20 protein-coding genes and 2 pseudogenes are annotated in these 22,788 nt (G+C 43.5%); 14 read left to right on the forward strand and 8 right to left on the reverse strand.

Translation table 11 applies throughout. The annotated features are described in order from the left end of the window. Positions 1 to 129 precede the first annotated feature (129 nt). Positions 130 to 1,176 carry a hypothetical protein gene (locus tag J5I83_RS03335; RefSeq protein ID WP_304053279.1) on the forward strand — a complete coding sequence of 349 codons (1,047 nt, stop codon included), beginning with the start codon at positions 130 to 132 and terminating at the stop codon, positions 1,174 to 1,176. Positions 1,177 to 1,247: 71 nt separating this feature from the next. On the opposite strand, the pseudogene J5I83_RS03340 reads toward J5I83_RS03335, so the two are convergent. Together J5I83_RS03340 and J5I83_RS03345 are read right to left on the reverse strand one after the other, a co-directional pair. Then, a pseudogene (locus J5I83_RS03340) lies at positions 1,248 to 1,374 on the reverse strand (IS110 family transposase); the annotation flags it as partial. Between the two features lie 297 nt (positions 1,375 to 1,671). Then, positions 1,672 to 2,682 (reverse strand): kelch repeat-containing protein, encoded by a 1,011-nt coding sequence (locus J5I83_RS03345; RefSeq protein ID WP_304053280.1) that lies wholly within the window; start codon positions 2,680 to 2,682, stop codon positions 1,672 to 1,674. A gap of 216 nt (positions 2,683 to 2,898) precedes the next feature. Between J5I83_RS03345 and J5I83_RS03350 the strand changes: the two genes are divergently transcribed. From J5I83_RS03350 to J5I83_RS03385, 9 genes are all read left to right on the forward strand, one after another. Further along, entirely contained in the window at positions 2,899 to 4,248 is a 1,350-nt protein-coding gene (locus J5I83_RS03350) for a YcjF family protein (RefSeq protein ID WP_304053281.1), read from the forward strand. After that, positions 4,245 to 5,807, forward strand: a complete 1,563-nt coding sequence (locus J5I83_RS03355; RefSeq protein WP_304053283.1) for a GTPase family protein — start codon at positions 4,245 to 4,247, stop codon at positions 5,805 to 5,807. Before J5I83_RS03350 ends, J5I83_RS03355 begins: the two co-directional genes overlap by 4 nt. A gap of 574 nt (positions 5,808 to 6,381) precedes the next feature. Next, positions 6,382 to 6,756 (forward strand): MerR family transcriptional regulator, encoded by a 375-nt coding sequence (locus J5I83_RS03360; RefSeq protein WP_304053284.1) that lies wholly within the window; start codon positions 6,382 to 6,384, stop codon positions 6,754 to 6,756. 216 nt (positions 6,757 to 6,972) lie between these two features. After that, entirely contained in the window at positions 6,973 to 7,497 is a 525-nt protein-coding gene (ectA, locus tag J5I83_RS14480; protein ID WP_369683390.1) for a diaminobutyrate acetyltransferase, read from the forward strand. A gap of 4 nt (positions 7,498 to 7,501) precedes the next feature. Next, positions 7,502 to 8,797, forward strand: a complete 1,296-nt coding sequence (gene ectB, locus J5I83_RS03365) for a diaminobutyrate--2-oxoglutarate transaminase (protein ID WP_304053285.1) — start codon at positions 7,502 to 7,504, stop codon at positions 8,795 to 8,797. Continuing rightward, positions 8,797 to 9,228: an ectoine synthase gene (locus J5I83_RS03370; RefSeq protein WP_304053286.1), complete on the forward strand. Its 432-nt coding sequence runs from the start codon at positions 8,797 to 8,799 to the stop codon at positions 9,226 to 9,228. Before ectB ends, J5I83_RS03370 begins: the two co-directional genes overlap by 1 nt. Next, a complete protein-coding gene (gene thpD, locus J5I83_RS03375; RefSeq protein WP_304053287.1) occupies positions 9,225 to 10,124 on the forward strand; it encodes an ectoine hydroxylase in 900 nt (299 codons plus the stop codon). The genes J5I83_RS03370 and thpD overlap by 4 nt, the downstream gene beginning before the upstream one ends. A gap of 47 nt (positions 10,125 to 10,171) precedes the next feature. After that, positions 10,172 to 11,536 (forward strand): sodium/proline symporter, encoded by a 1,365-nt coding sequence (locus J5I83_RS03380; RefSeq protein WP_304053288.1) that lies wholly within the window; start codon positions 10,172 to 10,174, stop codon positions 11,534 to 11,536. A 536-nt stretch (positions 11,537 to 12,072) separates the two neighbouring features. Then, on the forward strand, positions 12,073 to 12,357 hold the full coding sequence (locus J5I83_RS03385; protein WP_304053290.1) for a transcriptional regulator: 285 nt from the start codon (positions 12,073 to 12,075) through the stop codon (positions 12,355 to 12,357). Between the two features lie 78 nt (positions 12,358 to 12,435). Here the strand turns inward: J5I83_RS03385 and J5I83_RS03390 are convergent, their stop codons facing one another. Next, positions 12,436 to 13,239: a radical SAM protein gene (locus J5I83_RS03390; RefSeq protein ID WP_304053292.1), complete on the reverse strand. Its 804-nt coding sequence runs from the start codon at positions 13,237 to 13,239 to the stop codon at positions 12,436 to 12,438. A gap of 73 nt (positions 13,240 to 13,312) precedes the next feature. Between J5I83_RS03390 and queD the strand changes: the two genes are divergently transcribed. Together queD and J5I83_RS03400 are read left to right on the forward strand one after the other, a co-directional pair. Continuing rightward, positions 13,313 to 13,780 (forward strand): 6-carboxytetrahydropterin synthase QueD, encoded by a 468-nt coding sequence (gene queD / locus J5I83_RS03395; protein ID WP_304053293.1) that lies wholly within the window; start codon positions 13,313 to 13,315, stop codon positions 13,778 to 13,780. Positions 13,781 to 13,795: 15 nt separating this feature from the next. Continuing rightward, the gene (locus J5I83_RS03400; protein WP_304053294.1) at positions 13,796 to 14,581 is read left to right on the forward strand and encodes a TatD family hydrolase; all 786 of its coding nucleotides are present in this window, start codon (positions 13,796 to 13,798) and stop codon (positions 14,579 to 14,581) included. 75 nt (positions 14,582 to 14,656) lie between these two features. Here J5I83_RS03400 and J5I83_RS03405 read toward each other — a convergent pair whose 3' ends face one another. Then, positions 14,657 to 15,700, reverse strand: coding sequence for a folate-binding protein YgfZ (locus J5I83_RS03405; protein WP_304053295.1), 1,044 nt, complete (start codon positions 15,698 to 15,700; stop codon positions 14,657 to 14,659). A 62-nt stretch (positions 15,701 to 15,762) separates the two neighbouring features. On the opposite strand from J5I83_RS03405, the gene J5I83_RS14485 reads away from it, so the two are divergent. Next, positions 15,763 to 16,185, forward strand: a complete 423-nt coding sequence (locus tag J5I83_RS14485; RefSeq protein ID WP_369683391.1) for a protein YgfX — start codon at positions 15,763 to 15,765, stop codon at positions 16,183 to 16,185. Between the two features lie 50 nt (positions 16,186 to 16,235). Here the strand turns inward: J5I83_RS14485 and J5I83_RS03410 are convergent, their stop codons facing one another. From J5I83_RS03410 to smc, 4 genes and pseudogenes are all read right to left on the reverse strand, one after another. Continuing rightward, positions 16,236 to 16,415, reverse strand: coding sequence for a Trm112 family protein (locus J5I83_RS03410; protein ID WP_304053307.1), 180 nt, complete (start codon positions 16,413 to 16,415; stop codon positions 16,236 to 16,238). Positions 16,416 to 16,439: 24 nt separating this feature from the next. Beyond that, positions 16,440 to 17,417 (reverse strand): annotated as a pseudogene (lpxK, locus tag J5I83_RS03415) (tetraacyldisaccharide 4'-kinase); the annotation flags it as partial. Positions 17,418 to 17,503: 86 nt separating this feature from the next. Beyond that, entirely contained in the window at positions 17,504 to 18,634 is a 1,131-nt protein-coding gene (locus J5I83_RS03420) for a cell division protein ZipA C-terminal FtsZ-binding domain-containing protein (RefSeq protein ID WP_304053296.1), read from the reverse strand. 73 nt (positions 18,635 to 18,707) lie between these two features. After that, on the reverse strand, positions 18,708 to 22,244 hold the full coding sequence (gene smc, locus J5I83_RS03425; RefSeq protein ID WP_304053297.1) for a chromosome segregation protein SMC: 3,537 nt from the start codon (positions 22,242 to 22,244) through the stop codon (positions 18,708 to 18,710). A 98-nt stretch (positions 22,245 to 22,342) separates the two neighbouring features. On the opposite strand from smc, the gene queF reads away from it, so the two are divergent. Beyond that, the gene (gene queF, locus J5I83_RS03430) at positions 22,343 to 22,762 is read left to right on the forward strand and encodes a preQ(1) synthase (RefSeq protein WP_304053298.1); all 420 of its coding nucleotides are present in this window, start codon (positions 22,343 to 22,345) and stop codon (positions 22,760 to 22,762) included. The last annotated feature ends 26 nt before the right edge of the window (positions 22,763 to 22,788 follow it).

Below are 22,788 nucleotides of genomic sequence, written 5' to 3' on the forward strand. Positions count from 1 at the left end.
TATTCATCGATGAGATAGCAGTCAGAGGAATACAAGCCTCAACTGCAAATCAGGCAATATGATTACCCTTACTAAGATAAGGGGATAAAGGTAAATAAACTGCATTTAATCTAAAGGAGGAAGATCAGTATGAAAAACAAACTTTTTATTCCAGAGCTTTGTTCTATATCACTGATATTGACATTCGCACATGGTGTTTCTTACGCAATGCCAGGCATGCATGGGACTGAGAACACGGGTACCCTTGAGGCACCAAAAGCATCGAAGAGTATGAGCGAACCGATCAATTCACCTGGTTCAGAAATTGAGATTACCTATAGCGCAGACGGCAAAACTGCAATTTTTGTGTCGAGCCGTCAAGGCAGCATAGAATCACCCGGTAACCCGTACAACTTCGATATATGGATGTCTCACAATGTAGATGGCGTCTGGCAATCGCCTATTCATTTAGGACCCGATATTGATCCTGCCGTCGGGCCGAATATTAATACGTCAGCTTGGGAACTGGAACCGAGTTTTTCCGATGATGGAAATGTTATTTATTTCACTAGATATGAACCCGGTAATTTATTGTCGGGCGACTTATACGTGGTTCAAAAAGTAAACGGCGTATGGCAGACGGCCAGAAACTGGAATGATGTGCCAGAGCTTCCGAGTATCAATACGTCAACCGGCGAGGAACACTGTCCGATTATAGCTTCGGACAGTTTGATTTACTTTAGCTACCATCAGCCCGGAGTAACACAAGATAGCGATATCTGGAAAGTTGAGAAAAAGGATGGTATCTGGCAAGAGCCAGTGAGCTTAGGATCTAAAATCAATTCTCCACAGCGTGATCATATGCACTGGACCGGACTATCAAAGGATGGCAAGAGTTTAATCATTACCAGTATGCGGACTGACCTGGGTTCTCGGGGCGGACATGACATGTGGATTTCGCATCAGGATGCAAATGGTGAATGGCAGGAGCCGATCAACCTCGGTGATGCCATCAATACCTCCGGTGAAGAAATGTGCTGGACTTTTACTCCTGATGGAAAGAAATTGACTGGCAGTTGGGGACCGCAAAATACTTTCGATACCGATATCCGATGGATAAACAAAGATGATATTCCATTATTGAAAGATTTCGAACCAATCGGACCACCGCCTAAATTGCTTACCAATACCAGATGATCGTCAAGGTATTAGATCAGAGTCTCGGTGGCGTCACAAGCGGCGTATAAAGCATGGTTCCGTCACCATACAACCAGTTTTTGCCACTGACGGGTAATCAGGCGCAACTCGCGCAGTTTTGCTGGTGGTACGAACGCTCTTACGTCCCGGCATGTTCTTGACGTGCCGAGCATTGATCACCTTGGCACGAATACCCACTGCTGTTAAAAGAAGAATGAAACAATCTTTATTTTTTCCTCTGAAGTTATTTTCTGTCTCAGAGCGGTTTGACTCTTATCCACAATTTTCGTGGATAAGGTTGTGGGTAACTGTGTTATGTTGAGCAGGAGTAAGGATTATTTAAGGTGCTGCAAAATGTTGCGCGTATGGAGAAATAAAAATTGTATGCATATACATTATTGCCTGCCCATTTTGCTATCCGTTAGCATAAGCATGCAGCAAGCTGGGCTGGTTTGATTGATAGGTTCGAGCAGTTTGCTGGAAAGTATCACCGGTTTAAGGGGTGGCAGCATTAGTGGATGCTGGTGTAAAGATTTCATTTACTTGACTGAATGAGCCGCCAGGTGTGGGCCCACCGCTAATCACATAAAGACGTTTTGCGACGACGGCAGAGCCGAGGCCATGGCGCGCTGTCGGCATGGGCGCCATCGTGTGCCACTGATCAGTGGTTGGGTCATATGCTTCATTAGTCGCAAAGGTGCCTTCACCAGATTCGCCGCCAATCACATAGATCCAGCCATCAATTACGCCAGCAGTAATGCCGCTCCTGGCAGTAGGCAGACTAGCTCGCTGTCGCCATTGATTGGTTTGGGGATCGTATTCTTCGACTGTTCCCATGTTATGGTGATAGTCCAGATCGGGCCGCCCGCCAATGGCATAGATGCGGGAACCAGCCGTCACAACTGTCAAATGGTCTCGTGGAGTAGGCATTGCAGCAGCAGGCGACCATGTATTCGTTTCTGGGTCAAAGATTTCCACTGCAGCGGAGTTGTGTTTGCCATCATAGCCGCCGATAGCATAGATACGATTTTGATAAACGGTGACACCGAGTGCACCGCGGGCCGTAGGCATGGGTGTTAATTCACGCCATTCTTGCGTGGCAGGGTTATATTGATAAACTGTTTGGACCGCATGCCAGATGGACAAAAAAGATTTGGTGAAGCCACCAATGACATACAGCAAGCCATTGTGTGAGGCAATCCCCGCATGGTGCCGGCCTTCTGGAAGGGGCGTGGTGGCCGACCATGAGTCAGAAACAGGATGATATATTTCCACGTCGTTGCTAATGGCGAATTTCAATAGGTTCTGAAGATTCGGTTTGCTAAAGCCGCCGACTACATAAATCTTGTCTTCAAGTGCTGCTGCGGCTACTTCCGTTCGTTCTGTGGGAGCGGGCGAAGCTGTTGCCCATGAGCCAGCTTTGGATGTATCGGCAAGAACTTGGCTTGATTCTGTCAAGCCAAAAAATAGCATGCCTGCAATGATAAAGAGTCTTGAATTAAACATGGAAGTTCCTCCAGAGTGTTATCGACATCAATGAATTTTTTCAATGCCCCGATCAACAACGATATGATTAATCCTCTTGATCCTTCCATTCTGTTGCCAGCACCTGGGGATTGAGCGTAAAGCCCCAAAAAACTGGATTAGTATAGAAGAATCGTTATACAAGCAATTCTTGAATGTATTGGTGTGGCTATAAAGCAGCATAAGAATCATTTTATTTTGAACCTGCCGGTTGCCATACAAGCAAAAGCAGGCAAAACGCGTAAAATAGAAAAATTGGTGGGTGACACGCTGCTTATCCACCTTACTATACTGAGACAGGTATCAGCAAATAAATTCATATTGATGAAAATAGAAAATCTCAAAAACTGGATAGAATATTGGAAGCAGCTGCAGACAGTTCTGCTTGAGCCTAAGGTAGATGAAGCTGCTCTGGAGGCATCCTTGCGTGAAGCACGTAAGAAGATGCCGCTGCCAGTACTATGGTTGTTGGGTAAAACACAGGCAGGTAAAACTTCGATTATCCGCGCGCTGACCGGTAATGAAGCAGCCGAGATTGGCAATGGCTTTCAGCCATGCACGCGCTATTCCCGCTTTTATGATTGCCCAGGGGATATGCCAGTGGTGCGTTTCCTTGATACGCGTGGTCTCGGGGAAGTTGCTTATGACCCGAGTGAAGATATCCATTATTGCGAGTCTCAGGCGCATTTGCTGCTTGCAGTGATGAAGGTGGCGGATATGCATCAGGAACCTGTTCTTGAGGTGCTACGGACAGTTCGTCAGCGTCACCCTGAGTGGCCTTTGCTAATGGTGCAAACTGGCCTGCATGAGCTGTATCCTGCGGATGGAAAGCATGTCTGTCCTTGGCCATTTGGTGATGACCCATTGCCGAATACTATTCCGGCTGAGTTATGCCGTGCCGTGCTCGCCCAGCGTGCTGCCGCTGAAAAACTGTTTGGCATCACTTCAGCCCACTGGGTGGCAGTGGATCTCACCTTGCCCGAAGATGGTTTTGAACCGCCCGACTATGGTTTAGCAGCATTGTGGCAGGCAATTGAATCGTTGTTGCCGCTTGGCTTGCAGCATCAATTGACCAGCGAAAGGGAAGTGCGTGATCTTTATGCGCGCACTGCCCATCAGCACATTGTTGGCTATTCTCTGACCGCAGCCGGTTTAGGTGCTCTTCCAGTAGTTGATCTGGTTGCAGTATCCACAGTTCAAGCAAAACTCCTGCACGGCCTTGCAGTCCTTTATGGTCAGCGCTGGGATAAACGCACTATTTCAGAATTTCTTGGTCTTGTGGGTGCCGGCATCGCATCGGGTTACTTGGTGAGAATGGTGGGACGATCGATTACCAAGTTGATTCCCTATGTGGGACAAACCGTGGGGTCAGTATGGGGTGCTAGCGCCAGTGGCGCTACTACCTATGCGCTGGGCAAGGCTTCGGTCTACTTTTTCAGTCGACGTAAGGATGGTCTTAATGTTGATCCTGATATGCTGCGTCGAATCTATGCAGAGGCACTGGAGAATGGCGCCTCGCTGCTCAAAGAGCGATTAGGCGGCAAATGAAAATATTATTGCAGCGAATTGATCCAGTACGATTACTGTCGCTTATTTTGCTGGGATTGCCCACACTGGTAGTATTCGGATTGGGAATGCTGTGGTTGTGGCAAACAGGTAATCTGCTTTACTGGGCGATCACCATGGCAGTATTCAGCGCGCTGAGCTATGGTTTGCAACATTGGCTGGCGCTACGTGATCGTAAACTGCTGGATGAAGTGGCTACCGGACCCAATCCAGACTGGCCGCCGAAAGCGGATGTGGTCTGGCAGCAGGTTGAAAAGCTGGCAGAAACTTGTGAGCCTGAAGACTGGCCGATTGAAGATCCATCCTGGATATTGGAGCTGGGCAGGCGGACACTGGATACAGTGTCACATTGCTATCATCCTCAAGTAGAGAAACCTTTTCTGGAACTGAATGTGCCACACACATTATTAATTATCGAGCAGGCCAGTCGTGATTTACGCAAGGATGTCACGGAAAATATTCCGTTTAGTGATCGCCTGACAATTGGCGATATGCTCCGGCTGCATCGCTGGAAAGCTAAAGCAGAGCAAGCATATAATGTTTACCGGGCGGGTAGAGTGCTGATCAATCCGGTGAATGCCATGTTTAGTGAGATCTGGCAACATTTACGGCAGCGTAGTTTTGGTGTGGCACGAAACGAACTTCATCGCTGGTTCTTACGTGCTTATGTACGCAAGGTAGGTTACTATGCGATCGATCTCTACAGTGGCCGCCAGCCAGTGGCATTGGATGAGACGCTAAAACCGGTTACAGAAAGAACGCCCGTTTCTCATACTGACTTAAACAGAATCGAAGAAGCCGCTGCGATACCAGAAGAGCCGCTGCGCATCCTTGTGCTGGGGCGGACCAATGCAGGCAAATCAAGCCTGATCAATGCGTTATTCGGGAAACTTGCCACGGCCACTGATATATTGCCGGATACGACTCGGACAATCACTCCTTTTGTGCTGCAACGTGAAGGGTTTACTCAGGCATTGATCTTCGATAGCCCGGGCTGTGACAGTACGCGTTTCAATGAGAAGCAGATGCATGCTGCTGCGCTAGATGCCGATCTGATCTTGTGGGTCAGTCCAGCAAATCGTCCTGATCGGCAAACCGAGCGTCATTGCCTGGACGCTTTACGTATATTCCAGGCCACCCAATTGAAACGACGTTCACCGCCCATGCTGGTTGTTATGAGTCATATCGATTTGTTGCGGCCGGTGGGCGCATGGCAGCCCCCTTATGATCTAAACGACCAGCAGGACACCAAGGCTATCAGCATTCGTGCTGCATTGCAGGCTGTTGCTACTGATCTCGCCGTACCGGTCGAGCAAATTATCCCGGTCTGCCTCAAGGAAGGAAGAGTTTACAATGTAAATGACACGCTTTGGGCAGCCATCCTGAATCATCAGGATGCTGCGCTCAGAGTCAGATTACTGAGATGCCTGGATGCAAAGAAACGCGCAGAAGACTGGGCGTTGCTACGGCGACAACTGATCAGTACAGGGCGGTTTCTCTGGAATTTACCTGATAAGTTAGGCAAGCACTCTGGTGGGTGATGGTGGTGTTCAGTGGCGCTTTGCGTAGACTAACTTCCATGCGCAACTACTGTGCGCTACCAGACCAGCGGTTGTTTGTTGCACCATGGTACTATGATTTCGGTAGGAAAAGCTTCTTCCGCAACCAGGCTCAATAGCTGAACCAGCGTCCAGGCTGTTGAGCGAATCTGCATTCATAACTCCAGCGCAGTGCGTTTCTGCTGCCACAGATTGTTTACACCCCCCAGCTTTCAAGTTGTGAAACAAGGGTTCAATGTCCCAGTGGCGCGCGTGTACAGATGCAGTATTTCTTCGGTGCTCAACTCCGTTTCGGTTGCCAGCAGCAAGCATGTTTTTAATCAAAGCTGTTTGTCTGAAGCGGTCCCCAAGAACAATACAGCTTGTTAAACTCTGGCATAAGGCCAATCATATTATTATCCTGGCAGATCATTTACAGCATTCTATGCGTTAAATTATGTCTTAACTAATGTAAGAAATATATCTATATTGCGATATATTATTTCTCATATTCTTTGTATATGTTATACTATGGTCTTGTTTAATAGTAAATTATTAGCTTAAAGTAACTACATACATGGTAGAAATAGATCCGGAGATGCCCTTGTATAGCATTGGCGTAGTAGAGGATATTTTGGGAATTCCTCAGAGAATTCTCAGGACCTATGAAGAAAAAGGGGTTATCCGGCCATCCAGATCGGATACAAATAGGCGGCTGTATTCGCAAACAGATCTAAGCAAAATCCAGTATGTGCACTATTTGACCCACATCAAGAAAGTTAATTTGTCAGGAGTTAAAGAGATCTTTGACTTACTGGGAAAAATACCGGCAGAAGCTAGAGAAGCGCTATTAGCTGAATCCGAGCGCGAAATTCAGGCATTGAGCGATGAGAAGAAAAAAATCCTGCATGAAGGCGCGGAAGAAATAGACAAAGAGATTTTGACAAAGTAATCAGGCATCCAGTCAAATCATCATAAGAAAAGTGCTTGGAACGCGCATTTTCAGTTCTTTTGCATTTTTTACATCAGGTCATGCTCATGTTTCGGCGACCGCCAGGACGAAAAAATATGACAACACACCAGGAAATCAGCATAAATATCGTATTAATTAATTTAGTAAAAACGCGATCGATATGGCAAATAAATGCGTATGCATATGAAAAGTGAGATGCGGCCGTATGACATCAGGTGCAATGGGATTGTTATCCGGCCACCGAGAGTAACTGATGGGCCGAAAATTATGACCATGGTGCGTGAGTCGGCTGTGTTGGATGTGAACTCGGATTACGCTTACTTGCTGATGTGTACACACTTTTCGATGACCAGTGCATTTGCTCAGGATGGTGATGAAAATGTGGGGTTTGTGATTGCATACCTTCCCCCAGACCAACCTGAAATACTTTTTGTGTGGCAGATCTGCATACGGTCGGGGTACCGGGGATTGGGACTTGGGCATTTGCTCATCGAGTCTCTTCTTCACCGGCCTGGCTGTAGGGGTGTTCGATTTGTCGAAGCTACAGTCAATCCCTCTAACCTTGCCTCTCAGAGATTATTCCAATCTCTTGCTAAGAAGTACAGTACGGAATGCCAAACATCCAAATTTTTTCCCAAAGACCTGTTCGGTTCTGGTAACCATGAAGAGGAGTTACTTTTCAGGGTGGGTCCGCTCAGGTGTAATGACCAAAAGGAGTAATGTGATGCAATTTTTTAACCATTTGGAATCCAACGTTCGAGGATATATTCGTTCCTTCCCAGCAGTTTTTAAAACTGCTACTGGTTCGATATTGATAGATGAGAAAGGGAATCAGTTTATTGATTTTTTCAGTGGAGCAGGAACACTCAATTACGGCCATAATCATCCGGTATTCAAGAAAAAGCTGATCGAATATCTCGAGGAGAATGGTATCGTTCATGGACTGGATATGGCTACTTCAGCCAAAAAGGAGTTCATGGCTGCGTTTGAAAGTGTCATCCTTAAACCTAGAAAAATGAATTACAAAATCCAATTCACAGGTCCCACTGGCACGAACGCTGTCGAAGCGGCACTCAAAATTGCCCGATTGGCTAAACAACGCGCGAACATTATTTCTTTTACGGGCGGTTTCCATGGCGTGACGATGGGTTCAGTCGCTGCAACAGGTAATGCATTATATCGTAGCGGCGCTGGCGTGCCTCTTGACAACACGACATTCATGCCGTACGAGAAGTATCTGGGTCCTAATCATGACAGTTTGGATTATATCCAAAAATTTATTGCAAACTCTTCTAGTGGTATCGATCGACCGGCCGCATTCATCGTTGAAACGGTTCAGGGCGAAGGCGGTGTCAATGTAGCTTCTCCTCAATGGTTGAAGGGGCTTCAAGCGATTTGTCGGGAATTCAATATTTTGCTCATTGTCGATGATATCCAGACTGGGTGCGGACGAACAAGTCATTTTTTCAGCTTTGAAGGTATGGGCATTGAACCGGACTTGATTTTGCTATCCAAATCTCTGGGCGGGTATGGTTTGCCGATGTCTCTCGTGCTTTTGAAGCCAGAGCTTGATCAGTGGGAACCGGGTCAGCACAATGGCACCTTTCGTGGTAATAATTTAGCTTTTGTCGCAGCAACTGAGGCAATCCATACCTTTTGGTCCGATGATCGCTTCAGTCAAGAGTTAACCGCCAAGTCACATAGCTTGCAGAGTGATCTTTTAGCGTTAAAACTCCGCTATCCTAAGGTTATTCAAGATGTCCGCGGTCGAGGTATGATTCAGGGGATTCAAATGCGCGATCCTGACAAAGCCAAGGCGATTGCTGAGCGAGCTTTTCAATTGGGGCTTTTGATTGAGCGGTGCGGTTCTCAAGATGAAGTACTCAAGATCATCCCGCCCCTGATTATCGACAAAGAACTAATGAAGGAAGGAATGCAAATTATTGAACAGAGCATTCAAGATGTTTTTGATAGATGTGAAGGGCACGCTGAGGAAGAAAGAAAGGAGTACGCGAGCTGATGATCGTCCGACAATTAGAAGAAATTCAGGGTACCGAACGTGAAATGTATGCCGAAAACTGGGTGTCGAGACGGCTTCTCTTGAGCGTAGACGGGATGGGCTTTTCGCTTCATGATACGATCATCCATGCAGGCACCGAAACAATGATGTGGTACAAACATCACTTGGAGGCTGTGTATTGTATTGAAGGAGAAGGGGAGATTGAATCCCTTTCGGACGGAAAAATATATGCGATCCGGCCAGGTACGATGTACGCGCTCAATATGCATGATCGGCATGTGCTGCGGTCCCGAACCAGCCTGAGAATGGTTTGTGTGTTTAATCCGCCGTGTACAGGCAATGAAGTGCACGATAAGGATGGTGCTTACCGGCCTGCTTCCAGGCAAGAGGCTGACAGCAAGAACTCTATAGCTGCACGGAGGATCGAATGAGAAACGCTGAAGATCTTTATCCTTCCAGAATGGGGCATGGCGCTGGCATAAGAAAACGGCTTGATCCGGTCGTCTACACTGATATCCAGGATCATGCAGAGGATTTGGCCGGGAAGCTCAAGTTTTTTGAAGAAAATGGCTACGTCATTTTTGACCAACTATTTGCCTATGAAGAAGTTGACTTGTTTAATCAAGAATTGAAGATTCTTCTTGGAGATGATGCGCTTAGGAACCGAGCAGAGACAATCAGAGAACCTGCTTCCGATGAAATTCGGTCAATCTTTTCCATTCACACGATTAACACTCTTTTTGATTCATTATCCAGAGATGCGAGAATTCTAAAAGTAGTTGAGGCGATAGTAGGCAGTTGTGTCTATATTCATCAATCACGGCTGAACTTCAAGCCTGGTTTCGAAGGCAAGGAATTCTACTGGCATTCTGATTTTGAGACATGGCACGTGGAGGATGGCATGCCACGCATGCGCGCGGTCAGTTGTTCCATCGCCCTATCGGACAACTATGTGTTCAACGGTTCCCTCATGGTGATCCCAGGCTCACATCATTATTATGTTGCATGTGAGGGAACAACACCGGAGCAGCATTATAAACAATCACTCAGAAAGCAGGAGTATGGAATTCCTGACCGCCATACGTTGGAACAACTTGTGAGACGCAATGGTATTGAATTGTTTGTGGGCAATGCTGGTTCAGTGATTTTTTTTGATTGCAACACTATGCACGGATCGAATGGCAACATCACTCCCTTGCCACGCAGTAACGCATTTTTTGTCTATAACAGTATCGAGAATACCTTAGCCAGCCCATTTGGCGGCATTGCACCCAGGCCCGAGTACATTGCTTCGAGGAATTTTGAACCGATAGCTCCACGCACGTGATTATCCTGAGTTTTTGCTTTTTTCTGCTCATTTTCACGCTCATTGGTTTGGCTTCCGTTGTCAAAAGCCGTCATGATAGCCTTGATTACTTGCTGGCCGGCCGTCAGGTCAAATCCTGGTTGGTGGGGTTATCTGCTGTTGCTACCAACAATAGCGGGTATATGTTTACTGGCATGATCGGCTTTACCTATGTAACAGGGCTATCATCCATCTGGTTAATGATCGGTTGGCTTTTAGGGGATTTAGCAGGATCATTTTTTATACATAAGCGGTTGCGTATTGCCACCGAAAGTTCTGATCAATACAGCTTCAGTGGTGTTCTGAGCCATTGGAACGGAACAGATTATCGAAAGCTGCGATTTATTTGTGGATTGATTTCCTTGATCTTTATGGGTGCTTATGCAGCCGCCCAGCTTAACGCTGGCAGTAAAGCATTGCACGTCCTGTTCGGATGGGATCTCTCCGCTGGCGCAATGATCGGAAGTACTATCGTCTTGATGTATTGTTTTGTCGGCGGAATTCGTGCTTCCATTTGGACAGATGCAGCGCAATCAGTCGTAATGATCGTGTCGATGACTGTGCTGCTTATCTTTGCCATTCAAAATGCTGGTGGGGTAGAGGAAGCACTGCTTCGTTTACAGGAAGTGAGTCCTGTTTATATGAGTTGGATGCCATCTGAGTTGCCTGTACAGGGATGGTTAGGGCCACTTTTATTCGTAATAGGGTGGTGCTTTGCAGGTTTTGGGGTTGTGGGCCAGCCGCATATCATGATTCGCTTCATGACGCTGGACAAACCTCAAAATATCGCTATGGCTCGTATCTATTACTACAGTTGGTTCACATTATTTTATGCTGTTACCATCGCTGTGGGATTGATGGCTAGAATTCTTATTCCCAGTATGGAGAGTTTTGATTCTGAGTTGGCATTACCGATAATGTCCGCACAGTTGCTTCCGCCAGTGCTGGTTGGACTCATGCTCGCGGGATTGTTCGGTGCGACAATGTCGACTGCAGATTCACTTATCCTAAGTTGTTCAGCATCACTTACACGTGACTTTTTTATAGGTAAAAAGGAGAATTTCTGGATCACCAAACTCAGTACAGTGCTGATTAGTCTCTTGGTGCTCGGAATCGCGCTCTCCGGCAACAAAAGCGTTTTCCAATTGGTGCTCTATTCTTGGGCGGTGCTGGCTGCAGCATTCGGCCCACTCCTTATTGTCTATTGCTTAGGACAGCAGGTATCAGAACGACTGGCGATAGCAATGGTGTTGACCGGTGCTGCCACGGTTATTGTCTGGACCCAATTGGGATGGTCGCGCTTTATTTATGAAATCGCCCCGGGTATTCTTTCTGGACTATTAGTATTCCTTATTGGTCAATGGTCCGGTCGGATCGATAATCTGCAAAAATAACTATTCTTCTCGTAGATCGTTGACGTAAAATCTTTACCGGTGCTGACCCTGAGTAATCAAATAGTCCCAGCGTGATATATGCATATTTCACAAACTCTCCCTTGTATAAAGTACACTGTGATTTTTTTTAATCGCGTTTTTATCTTGAATTGAGAAAAATGAGCATGCTGCTAGGAGATCTCTTGGCTCTTCGGACTAATTTACCGTTGTAACTTCTCAATTTATTTATGCCTTAGCATTTCTAACTTTTTGTTTAAATCATCTCCAAAAAATTCAGCCTGTTAATCAATAAAAATAAATCATAATTATTTGAGTTTTTCTGAAATTTAAATCATTTGCATAAAAATTTATTAAACTACATCTTCATGTGTTTTGTTTATAAGAATATGGTTTAAATTGTCTATCAGAACATCGATTATTAATAAGCAAGTTTATTACACATTTTTGATTACCAGCATTTCTGAATTGATATGGGAACGAAAAACCGATTTTTTAGTCTATTTTTGTATTCTTTATGACATTTGGGAACAAATAGAATGAAACTTTTTAAGAAAATACCTAACCCAAGAGAAATTCGGCAGAAACTTGGCCTTAATCAGCAAGAATTCTGGGGTAAAGTAGGGGTCACCCAAAGTGGCGGTTCACGCTATGAAAGCGGACGGGAAATGCCGAAAGCCGTTAGAGAATTGGTACGCTTGGTTCATATTGATCGTATTGATTTGACTAAAATCAAACGAGATGATCTGATTATCGCCGCAATGCTGAAAGCGCAGCACCCTGATCTTTACAAAAACTTGAAAAAATCAGCAAAATTGAAATAACGGTAAAAGGTCATTTATGGGTGTTTAGCAATCGAGTTCATTGCCTTGAGGAGCATTGAATCAGGTTATCAATTCCGGCTATGGGTGAACTTTTACCTCGAGTCCAAGTTCTTTAATTTTTGCAGCAAATGACTCCAGCCATTCCAGCGGAACCCTTGAAAGCCGGGGTGCTTCAGGTTGCAAGGAAGGGCGCGCCAGGCCGTAAAGCAATACTCCATGCAGTAATATGCCTTCTTGTTGCATATTATAAAGAAATTCAAGATAGGCACTGATTTCTCTCTCGGAAGGAAGTATTCCATCTATTGCAAACACGCAGGTTTGTATCCAGGTAGGGCATAGCGATGCTGCCAATTTTAGATTGTCATGCATCTTCTTTAGGCTCATACGGGTATTGTTGATGCGCAACCGGCCTTCTTGCGTTACGCTGTCTAACTTGAACCAGATCTCGCCATTTAGTTTGGCCATATGACTTAGTCCCCTTTGAACAGCGGGCCGATCAATCAAACTACCATTGGTAATCAGAATTAGTTTAAGTTCTGCTGGCAGCGCAAAATCATGCATGATCCGTTCAATCAAGCTTATTACTTGCTCAAACTCTTTTGCACTGGTTGGTTCTCCGTTACCTGACAAGGCAATATCATTGATACGTCTTGCTTGTGGAGGCACTTTATCCAGCATGAAGCGCCCATAGAGCAACTCGTGGAGAAAAGCACGCAATTCTTGTTCCAGTTTGGTTAAATCAATCGCCGGTGGTGAACCACGTTTGAGATCCGGTACTTGGCAATAGATGCATCGCCAATTACAAGCATTATTGGGATTCAGATTGATGCCAACTGATACACCTGAAGATCGACGTGAGATAACAGGATAAACGTAAGTCATACTGACGCTATCGCGGCTGTGATCTGAAATGCTTAATAGTTTAGGAGTCGGTTGCAATGGTATAATCCACTGAATGTTGATTACGCGTAGACTAGAATTTGATGCTGGGCATCGTATTTCCACCCATAATAGTCAGTGCCGTCATTTGCACGGCCACCGTTATGTAGTGGAAATTACTTTATCAGGCAATATTATCTCTGACGAAGGCGTACCAGAGCAAGGCATGATTATGGATTTCTCTGAAGTCAAACGTATTGCTAAAGATGTTTTAGTGGATAAATGGGATCATGCTTTTCTGGTGTATGCAGGAGATAAGCCTGTAGTTGAGTTTTTGCAATCGCTTGAGAATCACAAAACAGTTATCCTGGATTCACAACCAACAGCAGAAAATCTGGCAATCAAAGCTTTTCATATACTCGATGCTGCTTTTCAGGACATTTATGGAAATCAGCTTAGACTGGAGCAAGTCCGGCTGTATGAAACACCTAATTGCTGGGCTGATGCGATCAGAGAAAAAATTAATAATAACCATATTTTATAATAATTTGCTGTGACTATGTTTGTTGATTCCCACTGTCATTTAGATTTTCCTGATCTTGCGGTTAATCTGGATGAGATACTGAATAATATGCAACTGAATAATGTTACACACGCATTGTGTGTCAGCGTTAATCTGGAGGATTTTCCCCGGGTACGCTCACTGGCGAAATCGCATCATAATCTTTTTGCCTCTGTAGGGGTACATCCTGACTACGAGAATCTAATTGAACCAACTGCATTGCAATTGGTAGAACTTGCTGATCATCCTAAAGTTGTGGCTATCGGAGAAACTGGACTTGATTATTTTCGGCTGCAAGGGGATCTAGAATGGCAAAGGGAACGCTTTCGTCAGCATATTCGCGCTGCAAAGCAATGCAATAAGCCGCTTATCATTCATACGCGGGCGGCAGCGGCTGATACACTGCGCATCATGGCAGAAGAAGGAGCAGACAGCATAGGGGGAGTCATGCATTGCTTTACAGAAAGCTGGGAAGTTGCACAGCAGGCAATTGACATGAATTTTTATATATCATTTTCCGGCATTCTTACCTTTAAAAATGCGACTGTTATTAAAGAAGTCGCTAGAAAAATTCAACTTGACCGGATATTAATCGAAACCGATTCACCTTATCTTGCTCCAGTACCCTATCGTGGAAAGATCAATCAACCCGCCTTCGTATGTTATATCGCTGAAGAGATTGCTAAGTTGCGTCAAATAGATTTGAAGGAAATTGCAGCAATTACCACGAATAATTTTTTCGATCTGTTCAGGATAACCCAGGATGAGGTTAGTTCTAGATAAATATCAATTGCTTACTATTCCTATCAATTACACTTACCGCTCGCAATGAGTTTGCTGAACTGCAATTGTTAATCCTTATGGTAACGGATAGGGCAGAGGCAGCATCCGTAATGCTGGACCGTTTAAATTTTTCCAAAATACTTTGCCTGCCTCGACGCTGTCAGTTTGAATAACGGCAAGTGCATCAAAACCACCTTCAGGTGAAGGTGCTGCATTAACTATCATACCGCATGCTTGTTCAGATAATTCAGTACTAAATAAATGGTCACCCGCCATAACTGGCTGGGATGAAGCAATGTTGGCTAAATACATGCGGCGTTTCAGTTTACCAAGATATTGCGTTCGCGCGACAATTTCCTGCCCTGGGTAACATCCTTTCTGGAAGCTTACGCCCCCAATGATATCCAGATTCACCATTTGAGGTATAAATTGCTCTTGTGTCATGGGTAATATAACAGGTATGCCCGCTCTTATTTCCAGCCAGTCCCAACAGGCCGTTCCGACCGGTGTTGCCTGAGAGGCCAGATGCGGCCATATTATGACTGCCTGATCTAATGTTGAGATAATTTCATAACGATTTACATCTCGGCATAAGACGCTTACTTTCTCAGTATGCATGATTCCCAGTGGTGAGATAGGGGGTGCTTGCTGGAGTATTTCTTCAGCCAGCAATTTTGCTTTGTTTCCTGCAATGCCAAGACGTATCAAGGTATCACTGCGATTGTTCAATTGTACTTTTGCACGCAATACATACATCGAAAGGCGCCTGGAAATACTCTCAAGCAGAGTGGCAGGTAATTGCATGTAATACTCGTTATTAGCAGCCATACCTGACCATATTAGAAAACTCGCCAGCATCCGGCCTTTAGGAGTACAGTAACTGCCATGTTGGGCAGTCTGCTGATTGATTTTTCTTAGATCACAACTTAACTGTCCTTGCAAAAAGGTTGATGCTTCATTTCCTGAAAAGTGAATGAGCCCAAAATTGGAGAGATCTACCAAAATAGTACCGGTTTGTGCGTTTCTCAGTTCGATCGCACTCCCTCTGAAATGTAGAACATGCCCCTTGTCAATAATAGCATTGTGTTCTTGTAGGAAAATATGCCAAATAGAATTCATAGACAAAATATCTGCCCGAAAATACTAAACTTACACTTATCAGTTATCTTATTTCTGTAGTTATGCCAGAATTAACTATCTCTCTTAAATCATCAAGACAATTTGCTGTGCTGTTGTGCTCCGCCCATTTCGTAGTTGCTTGCATCTTATGGAAGATAGACTGGTCACTACTTATTAAGCTCAGTGGCACCGGGTTGCTGGCTATAAGTTTATATTATTATTTGCAGTATCATGCATTGTTACGTTCTCCTCACTCAATCGTATCATTACGTTTCTCAGAGAATGGTTCTAACTGTAGCGCATGCACCCGGTCTAATGAGCATATTGATTTTATAATTAAGGGTGATACTTTTGTAGCACCTTATCTGACTGTATTGAGTTTGAAATCTTCCCAGTCATTTTTTTCCCGTAATCTAGTCATTTTTCCGGACGGAATTGATGCTGAGAAGTTTCGGCAAGTACGGGTATGGTTAAGATGGAAATAGAGAAGAAAATAAACCACTCAACTTATTTCTGAAGGAGCGCTTTATTTTTGTTAAATTTCTTCTTCTGCTGGCAGTATACGTGCTTCTTCTTCTAGCATGACCGGGATGCCATCTCTGATTGGAAAGGCTAAACGATCCGCTTTGCAAATGAGTTCTTTTTCATTTTTCTTATAGGTCAAAGGGCCTTTACATAATGGACATACTAGAATATCTAAAAGTTTGGGGTCCATAAATTGTTCTCTTAGTTTTTTTAATATAGTTTCTCGCAATCCAATATCGACAACGATTTCTTCATGTAATACCCAAAATTTCTTATTGGCGAAACTCAAGCATTTTACCGCATCCTCTGCTTTCATCAGAATGATTTCAGCATCAGGAAATTGTAAATCTTCTTTGGTAAATTGGTAATGATTGATAGCAGAATGGGATCTTACGTTTATTTTCAAATACTTTAACTGATCCAGGAAATCTTGTGAATCAGTAATTACATGGATAGACTTGTCTCTGAATACGGAAATTGTGGAGCGATAATCGGGGTTAAGCAAATTAGTAAAATATACATTTCCTGGTCTCATGTAAAACGTTTTGACATGACTGCCGGTATTTACTAATGATCTACTGCTCTTCTGATTCATCACCACGGCAGTTACTTTGTTTAGGCGAGATAGGCTGTCGCGCAAAGGGCCGGCCGGTAAAATCAAGCCATTACCAAAATTCTGCTTACTATTGTCGACTACAACAATCTCTAAATCTCGCTGCAGTCGAACATCTTGTAAACCATCCTCACAGATAAGTACATTACATTCAGGATGGGCTGCAAGGAGGGCTTGTGCAACTTTCACACGATCATGACCAATCCATATTGGGCAAATATCCTTACTTTGGTAAGCTATGAGTAAGGCTCTATTTCCTACAACCTTGAGCTTGCTCGAGATCGTAACGGGGATAGGCGATCCGTAATTCTCAGAATAACCGCGACTAATGATTCCAGGACGTAGTCCGAAAGCTTTTAATGCATTGATTAGCCAAATTACTAAAGATGTTTTACCGGCATCTCCGACTGTAATACTATCAACAAAAATTATTGGTACAGGTAACCTAACTGAGCGCAATATACCAAGCCGAAATAATAATCGCTTGAACGCTAAAACCATTATAAAAAGCAAACTTAATGGCCAAAGAAGCACATGAAATGGCGTAACACGATGCCAATATAGTTCAGACCAATTCATTAATTGTATATTTCTTTAAATTTTGCTTACTTACTTAAGAAATTTTGCACTAATCGGTAATGAATTAATGCGCTTTTATAATCTCATTACACAAATAACTTTAATGCAGTTTCGCTGCCAGCAGGAATATGATGTGCAGCCATAGTGGCTTGAATATTCACAAGTTGTTGCTTGCTTCTTCTGAGGCCATTATCGCTTAATGGCACACGATTATCGTCTACCATGATGCCATTTAAGGTAGAGGAAAAATGTCTCGCAAGCTGAGCCATTTGATCAAATACTTTTTCACCATTTGCTACTCTCGGCACATCAAATAAAAAAGTAATGCCATGAGTGGTAAGCGTACGCATATTTGCGGGCAAGAAAGGAGTGGCTTCATAGTTTGCAAGAGAAAACAATACGGCATTATTTTCATCGCGATATCTAAATGCTCCCTCTGATTCAAGCCTAAAACCTGATGCTTCAGCCAAAGCGCGTATTTTTGTGCCAACAAAGGCGCCACCATCTTTGCTGATAATATTAATACCCATGACGACATCTACTTCTGCGCAAAATTTATCGAGAGAGACTGCTTTAATATATGCATCCGGTATATCAGGACAATCGGCCACTGCATTCACTTGCAATGCAAAGTCTTCCACCATATCCCGGAATCGCGATAAATTTACTTCACTAACTGGGCCAGCTCGATCAGCAAGTTGTAAGCACCCATTTAAATAGATATAACCACCTTTAGTATTGAGCGAATCAATGGTAATTTCTTCCCATGTTTGACCATCTTGAGTAAGTCCAAACCAGTGGACTGGTTTGCCAAAGTCAAATTTTTGCTGCAATAACTCTGTCAGTTTGTCGTGCGTGATCAGTTTGTTTGCCCGAATACCGGTAATATAGTTGATGGTACTGTCAAAATTAACTGATTTTTGTGTTGCTGGTGGTTCATCAACAGGTAAGCGGCTATGCGATTCAAAACTTGTCCGTTCTTGTGCGATGCCAGATTCAGTTTGTAGCTCTTGCATGGGCTCAGCACTGAATTTTGGTTCAATCCGCTCATTTTCCCAGGCAGTTTTACCCATTTTTAGAAGTGCATCTTCATGCTCATGCTCAAATGAACGTTTTACGTTACGCCGGTATCGTTCTTGCTGTAGCCAATTAAAAAGTACTACGCCACCGATAACAATGACACCAATAATGATTAAGCTGATTTGTAAGTCACTCATACCCAAAGTTGCTCATGTTTAGTAAGTCAATATTATTAACTTCACCCATTATAATTATAATTTTAAATAAGTTTTAAGCGATCTCTATTTCTTTTTCAGAATTGATGGTTTTATCAAGATCAACTGTTACTATACGTGAAACACCTTGTTCTTGCATGGTAACGCCAATTAGCTGTTCTGCCATTTGCATGGTGATTTTATTGTGACTGATAAATAAAAACTGGGTTTCTCTTGACATGCGTTTTACCAGATCGCAAAAACGTATTGAATTACTGTCGTCTAAAGGTGCATCCACTTCATCCAGCAAGCAAAATGGCGCGGGATTAAGCTGAAACAATGAAAATACAAGCGCTAAAGCGGTAAGTGCTTTTTCCCCTCCTGAAAGTAAATGTATAGAATTATTTTTTTTACCAGGTGGTTGCGCAGTAAGTTGCATACCGGCATCAAGAATTTCTTCACCGCTTAAAATTAATTTTGCTTGCCCCCCGCCAAAAATAGATATGAATAATTCGTTTAAATTAATATTCACTTTATCGAAAGTTTTCAGCAGGCGTTCTCGTGTTTCGCGATCTATTTGCCGAATTGCATTTTCTAAAGTGGCGACTGCTTCTTTTAAATCATTTGATTGCTCATCAAGATATACTTTGCGCGCTTGTGATGTTTGCAGTTCCTCTACAGCGGCGAGATTTACCGCTCCAAGGGCTGTAATTTCAGAATTAATTCGATTAATTTCAGTTTTTAATTTAGAAGGGTGGGCATTACTCAACATAGGAAGCAGCTCATCTTCTTTCGCACCCGCTTCCACAAGCTTCTCATTAAATTGATTTTCAGTTAGACGTGCTTCCTGTTCTTTGAGCCGCGTCTGATTGATGGATTCCCGGAGTTGATGTAAGTTTTGTTCTGATTTAATCCGTGTTTGTTCCATTTCACGTAATGCATGGATTATACTTTCCAGATCGTGACGTATTGATTTTAGAATCTGTTCATGATCTATCCTTTTTGCTATCCATTCACTAAGCTGACTATTAAGCGGCTCATCATCCAACTCAGCTTGTGTGTGATGTAAATTTTCCAGATTTTCTGTTAAATTTGCCGTATTTTGGCTGATGATTTGAATATCATTTTCTAATTGCTCGATTTTACTTTGACAGTTTTTTTCATGGAAAGCAGCTTCACGCATTTCTTCTGCCAAGTTTTGTACAAGCGATCGCTGCGCAGTGAGCGATCGCTCGGCAGCTTCGCAAGTTAACTTGAATTGTTGCAGTTGTTCTTCTAGCTTAGCTATTTGTGTTTTGTTTTCAGCAAGCATTATTTCAGCTTCCTGCTTTTGTGTAGATTCCTCTGAGATTTGATGCGAAATCTCGATCAATTCATCTTCAATTTGGTGGTGGCGTTGTGCTACACGTTCCATGAGTTGTGAAAGCTGCACGATTTGAAGTTGCAACTCGTGCTCTTGTTGCTTCAGCCGCGTAACATTGCTACGCAGTGTAGAAATTGTTGCTTCGAGTTCATGACAAGTTTCTTCTATCTCAGACAAAGTCGATTGTGCAATGGAGAGTTCCTTTTCAAGTTTGTTGATATCTATCTCGATTTGCGCTATTTCGCGTTGCCGCGCCAATACACCGTGCAATTGTGAATCAGGTGCATAGTAACTCAAACTGTAGTAAGTAAATGCATGACCTTCAGGGGTAACCAATATTTCGCCAGGGAGGAGTTTTTTCTGTTGAGCGAGGCCAGCTTCAATATCACTAATGGTAAATATCCCACTTAACCATGTTTCCACGACCGGTTTAATCACTTCATGTGTATAGCTTAGATATGAGCTAAGTGGTAGCCATTGATTCTTTTCTGGTATTAAATGGTTTGCGGCCTGATTTTTGATTGGTATCATCTCGAAGATAGACCATTTCCCCGGGGGGGGATTATTTTTCCAGGCTAAAGCAACTTCGAGTTGTTCAACACCCGCGGCGTTGATGCGCTCATGCAGAACAGCTTCCAGTGCATTTTCCCAGTTTTTTTCAATTTGTATGTACTGCCATAGGCGCGGTAATAAATCTAATTGGAATTGGGATAACCATGCATCCAATGCTTTATTATTCTCGATGCGGTTTTGAATATGCTGTAAAGCAGCATGTTGTGCGTTGGCTTGAGTAAGCTTCTGCTGGACAGATTGCACATTCTGCAAAGCTTCTTTTCGGGTATGCTGAATTGCTCTTAATTGATTTTCAGTTTCAGTTAGGACATGCTGATTCTCTTCCAATTGAATTAGGATCTGATTTTTTTCTTGCACTGCGCTAGTGAGTTCGTTTTGATCAATTTCTGGTTGTGAGTTTTTTTCCTGAATTAAGCGCTCATGACGTAAATTTAATTGTTGGATTACTTTATCTGCATGGAGCAGATGGCTCTGTTGCAGTTTTTCTGTCTGTTGCGCTAATAACAGGTTTTTTTGCTCAGCAAATAATTGCTCCTGGTTGGAGCGAAAAATCAGCTCCATTCCTGGTAATTTTTCATTTTCTGAATTGTAGCTTTGCGTGGTAGAGATACAAGCAAATCTTGCTTGTTCAATTTCCTTGCGCCAGTGAGTAAGGTGATCAAGCGTCTCTTGCATTTGTTGCTGATTGTTTTGTAGCTGCGTTTCGATGGTAGAGATTTGCTTTGCTAAATATTCTCTATTTTCCTGTACATGGTGTAGTTTCTGTTCAATCCGGGCAACTTCCGCATTGATTGAATATAACTCACCTTGCATCTGATGCTGCTGATCGCTTACTGCATATTGTTGCGCACGCATTTCTTCAAGCTGCTTGTCCATTTTGTGCAAGCTGGCAATTTCATTTTCGAGTTCCAGTTCCTGCCGTTGCATTTCTTCCTCAGCGTGAATGCGTTTTGTGATCGCTTCCTGTTTCTGGATTAACCATAAGATATTGCAGGTGGTATTTAATCGTTTTTGCAAAACACTAAATTGGCGGGCAATATTTGCCTGTTCTTCCAAATGTTGCAGCTGTTTTCCTAATTCCTGGAGAATGTCTTCCACGCGCATGAGATTGCCGCGTGTATCAATCAAACGCAATTCAGTTTCGTGCCGTCGATCACGGTATTTGGAAATACCTGCAGCTTCCTCAAGAAACGCACGTAATTCCATAGGCTTAGCATCAATAATCCGAGAAATCATGCCTTGTTCAATGATGGCATAACCACGCCCACTTACTCCAGTACCGAGAAAAATATCGGCAATATCGCGTCGGCGCACATGCGTGTTATTGATGTAGTAGGCCGATTCGCTGTCTCGCTGGATGATGCGCTTAATCGAGATTTCACTATAAGCGGCCCATTGACTGGTTACTTTGCCGGCTTTGTTATCGAAAATGAGTTCTACGCTCGCACGGCCAACAGGCTTGCGGTTAACCGAACCACTAAAGATTACATCCTGGATTGATTCTCCGCGCAGGGCTGTTGCTCTGGATTCGCCTAATACCCAACGTACCGCGTCAATGACATTTGATTTCCCGCAGCCATTGGGTCCAACAATCCCTACCAGATTGCCGGGAATAGGAATGGTGGTTGGATCTACAAAAGATTTGAAGCCAGCGAGCTTGATTTGGGATAGACGCAATTTAGTGATAGATAAAATTGGTATAATTTGTTAGAAGAATAACTTTAAGAGTTATTTTAACTGATTTAATCTTAACCAAACGAGTTGAAGAAACGCACATGGCCAGCAAGCCCTCAAAAAAACTGGAAACTTTTGATAATCCATTCCCTGCAAGGGATTACCGGATTCATATGGAAATCCCTGAATTTACCTGCTTATGTCCAAAAACCGGACAACCGGATTTTGCAAAATTAATTCTGGATTGTATCCCTGATAAAAAATGTGTCGAATTGAAAAGTCTCAAACTCTATATCTGGTCCTACCGTAATGAGGGAACCTTTCACGAGGCAGTCACCAATCAAATTCTTGATGATTTAGTAGCTGTACTAAAACCGAGATACATGCGCCTTACTGCTAAATTTTATGTGCGTGGTGGAATTTTCACCAATATTATTGTAGAGCATCGTAAGAAAGGCTGGGCGCCAGCGCCCGCTGTCTTCCTTGAAGCATTCGAGGAACAGTCGAATACACGTGGTTAATTAATAGTTGATAGTTTAAATTAATA

It is taken from the genome of Nitrosomonas communis (assembly GCF_024102715.1).
Taxonomy (GTDB): domain Bacteria; phylum Pseudomonadota; class Gammaproteobacteria; order Burkholderiales; family Nitrosomonadaceae; genus Nitrosomonas; species Nitrosomonas communis_B.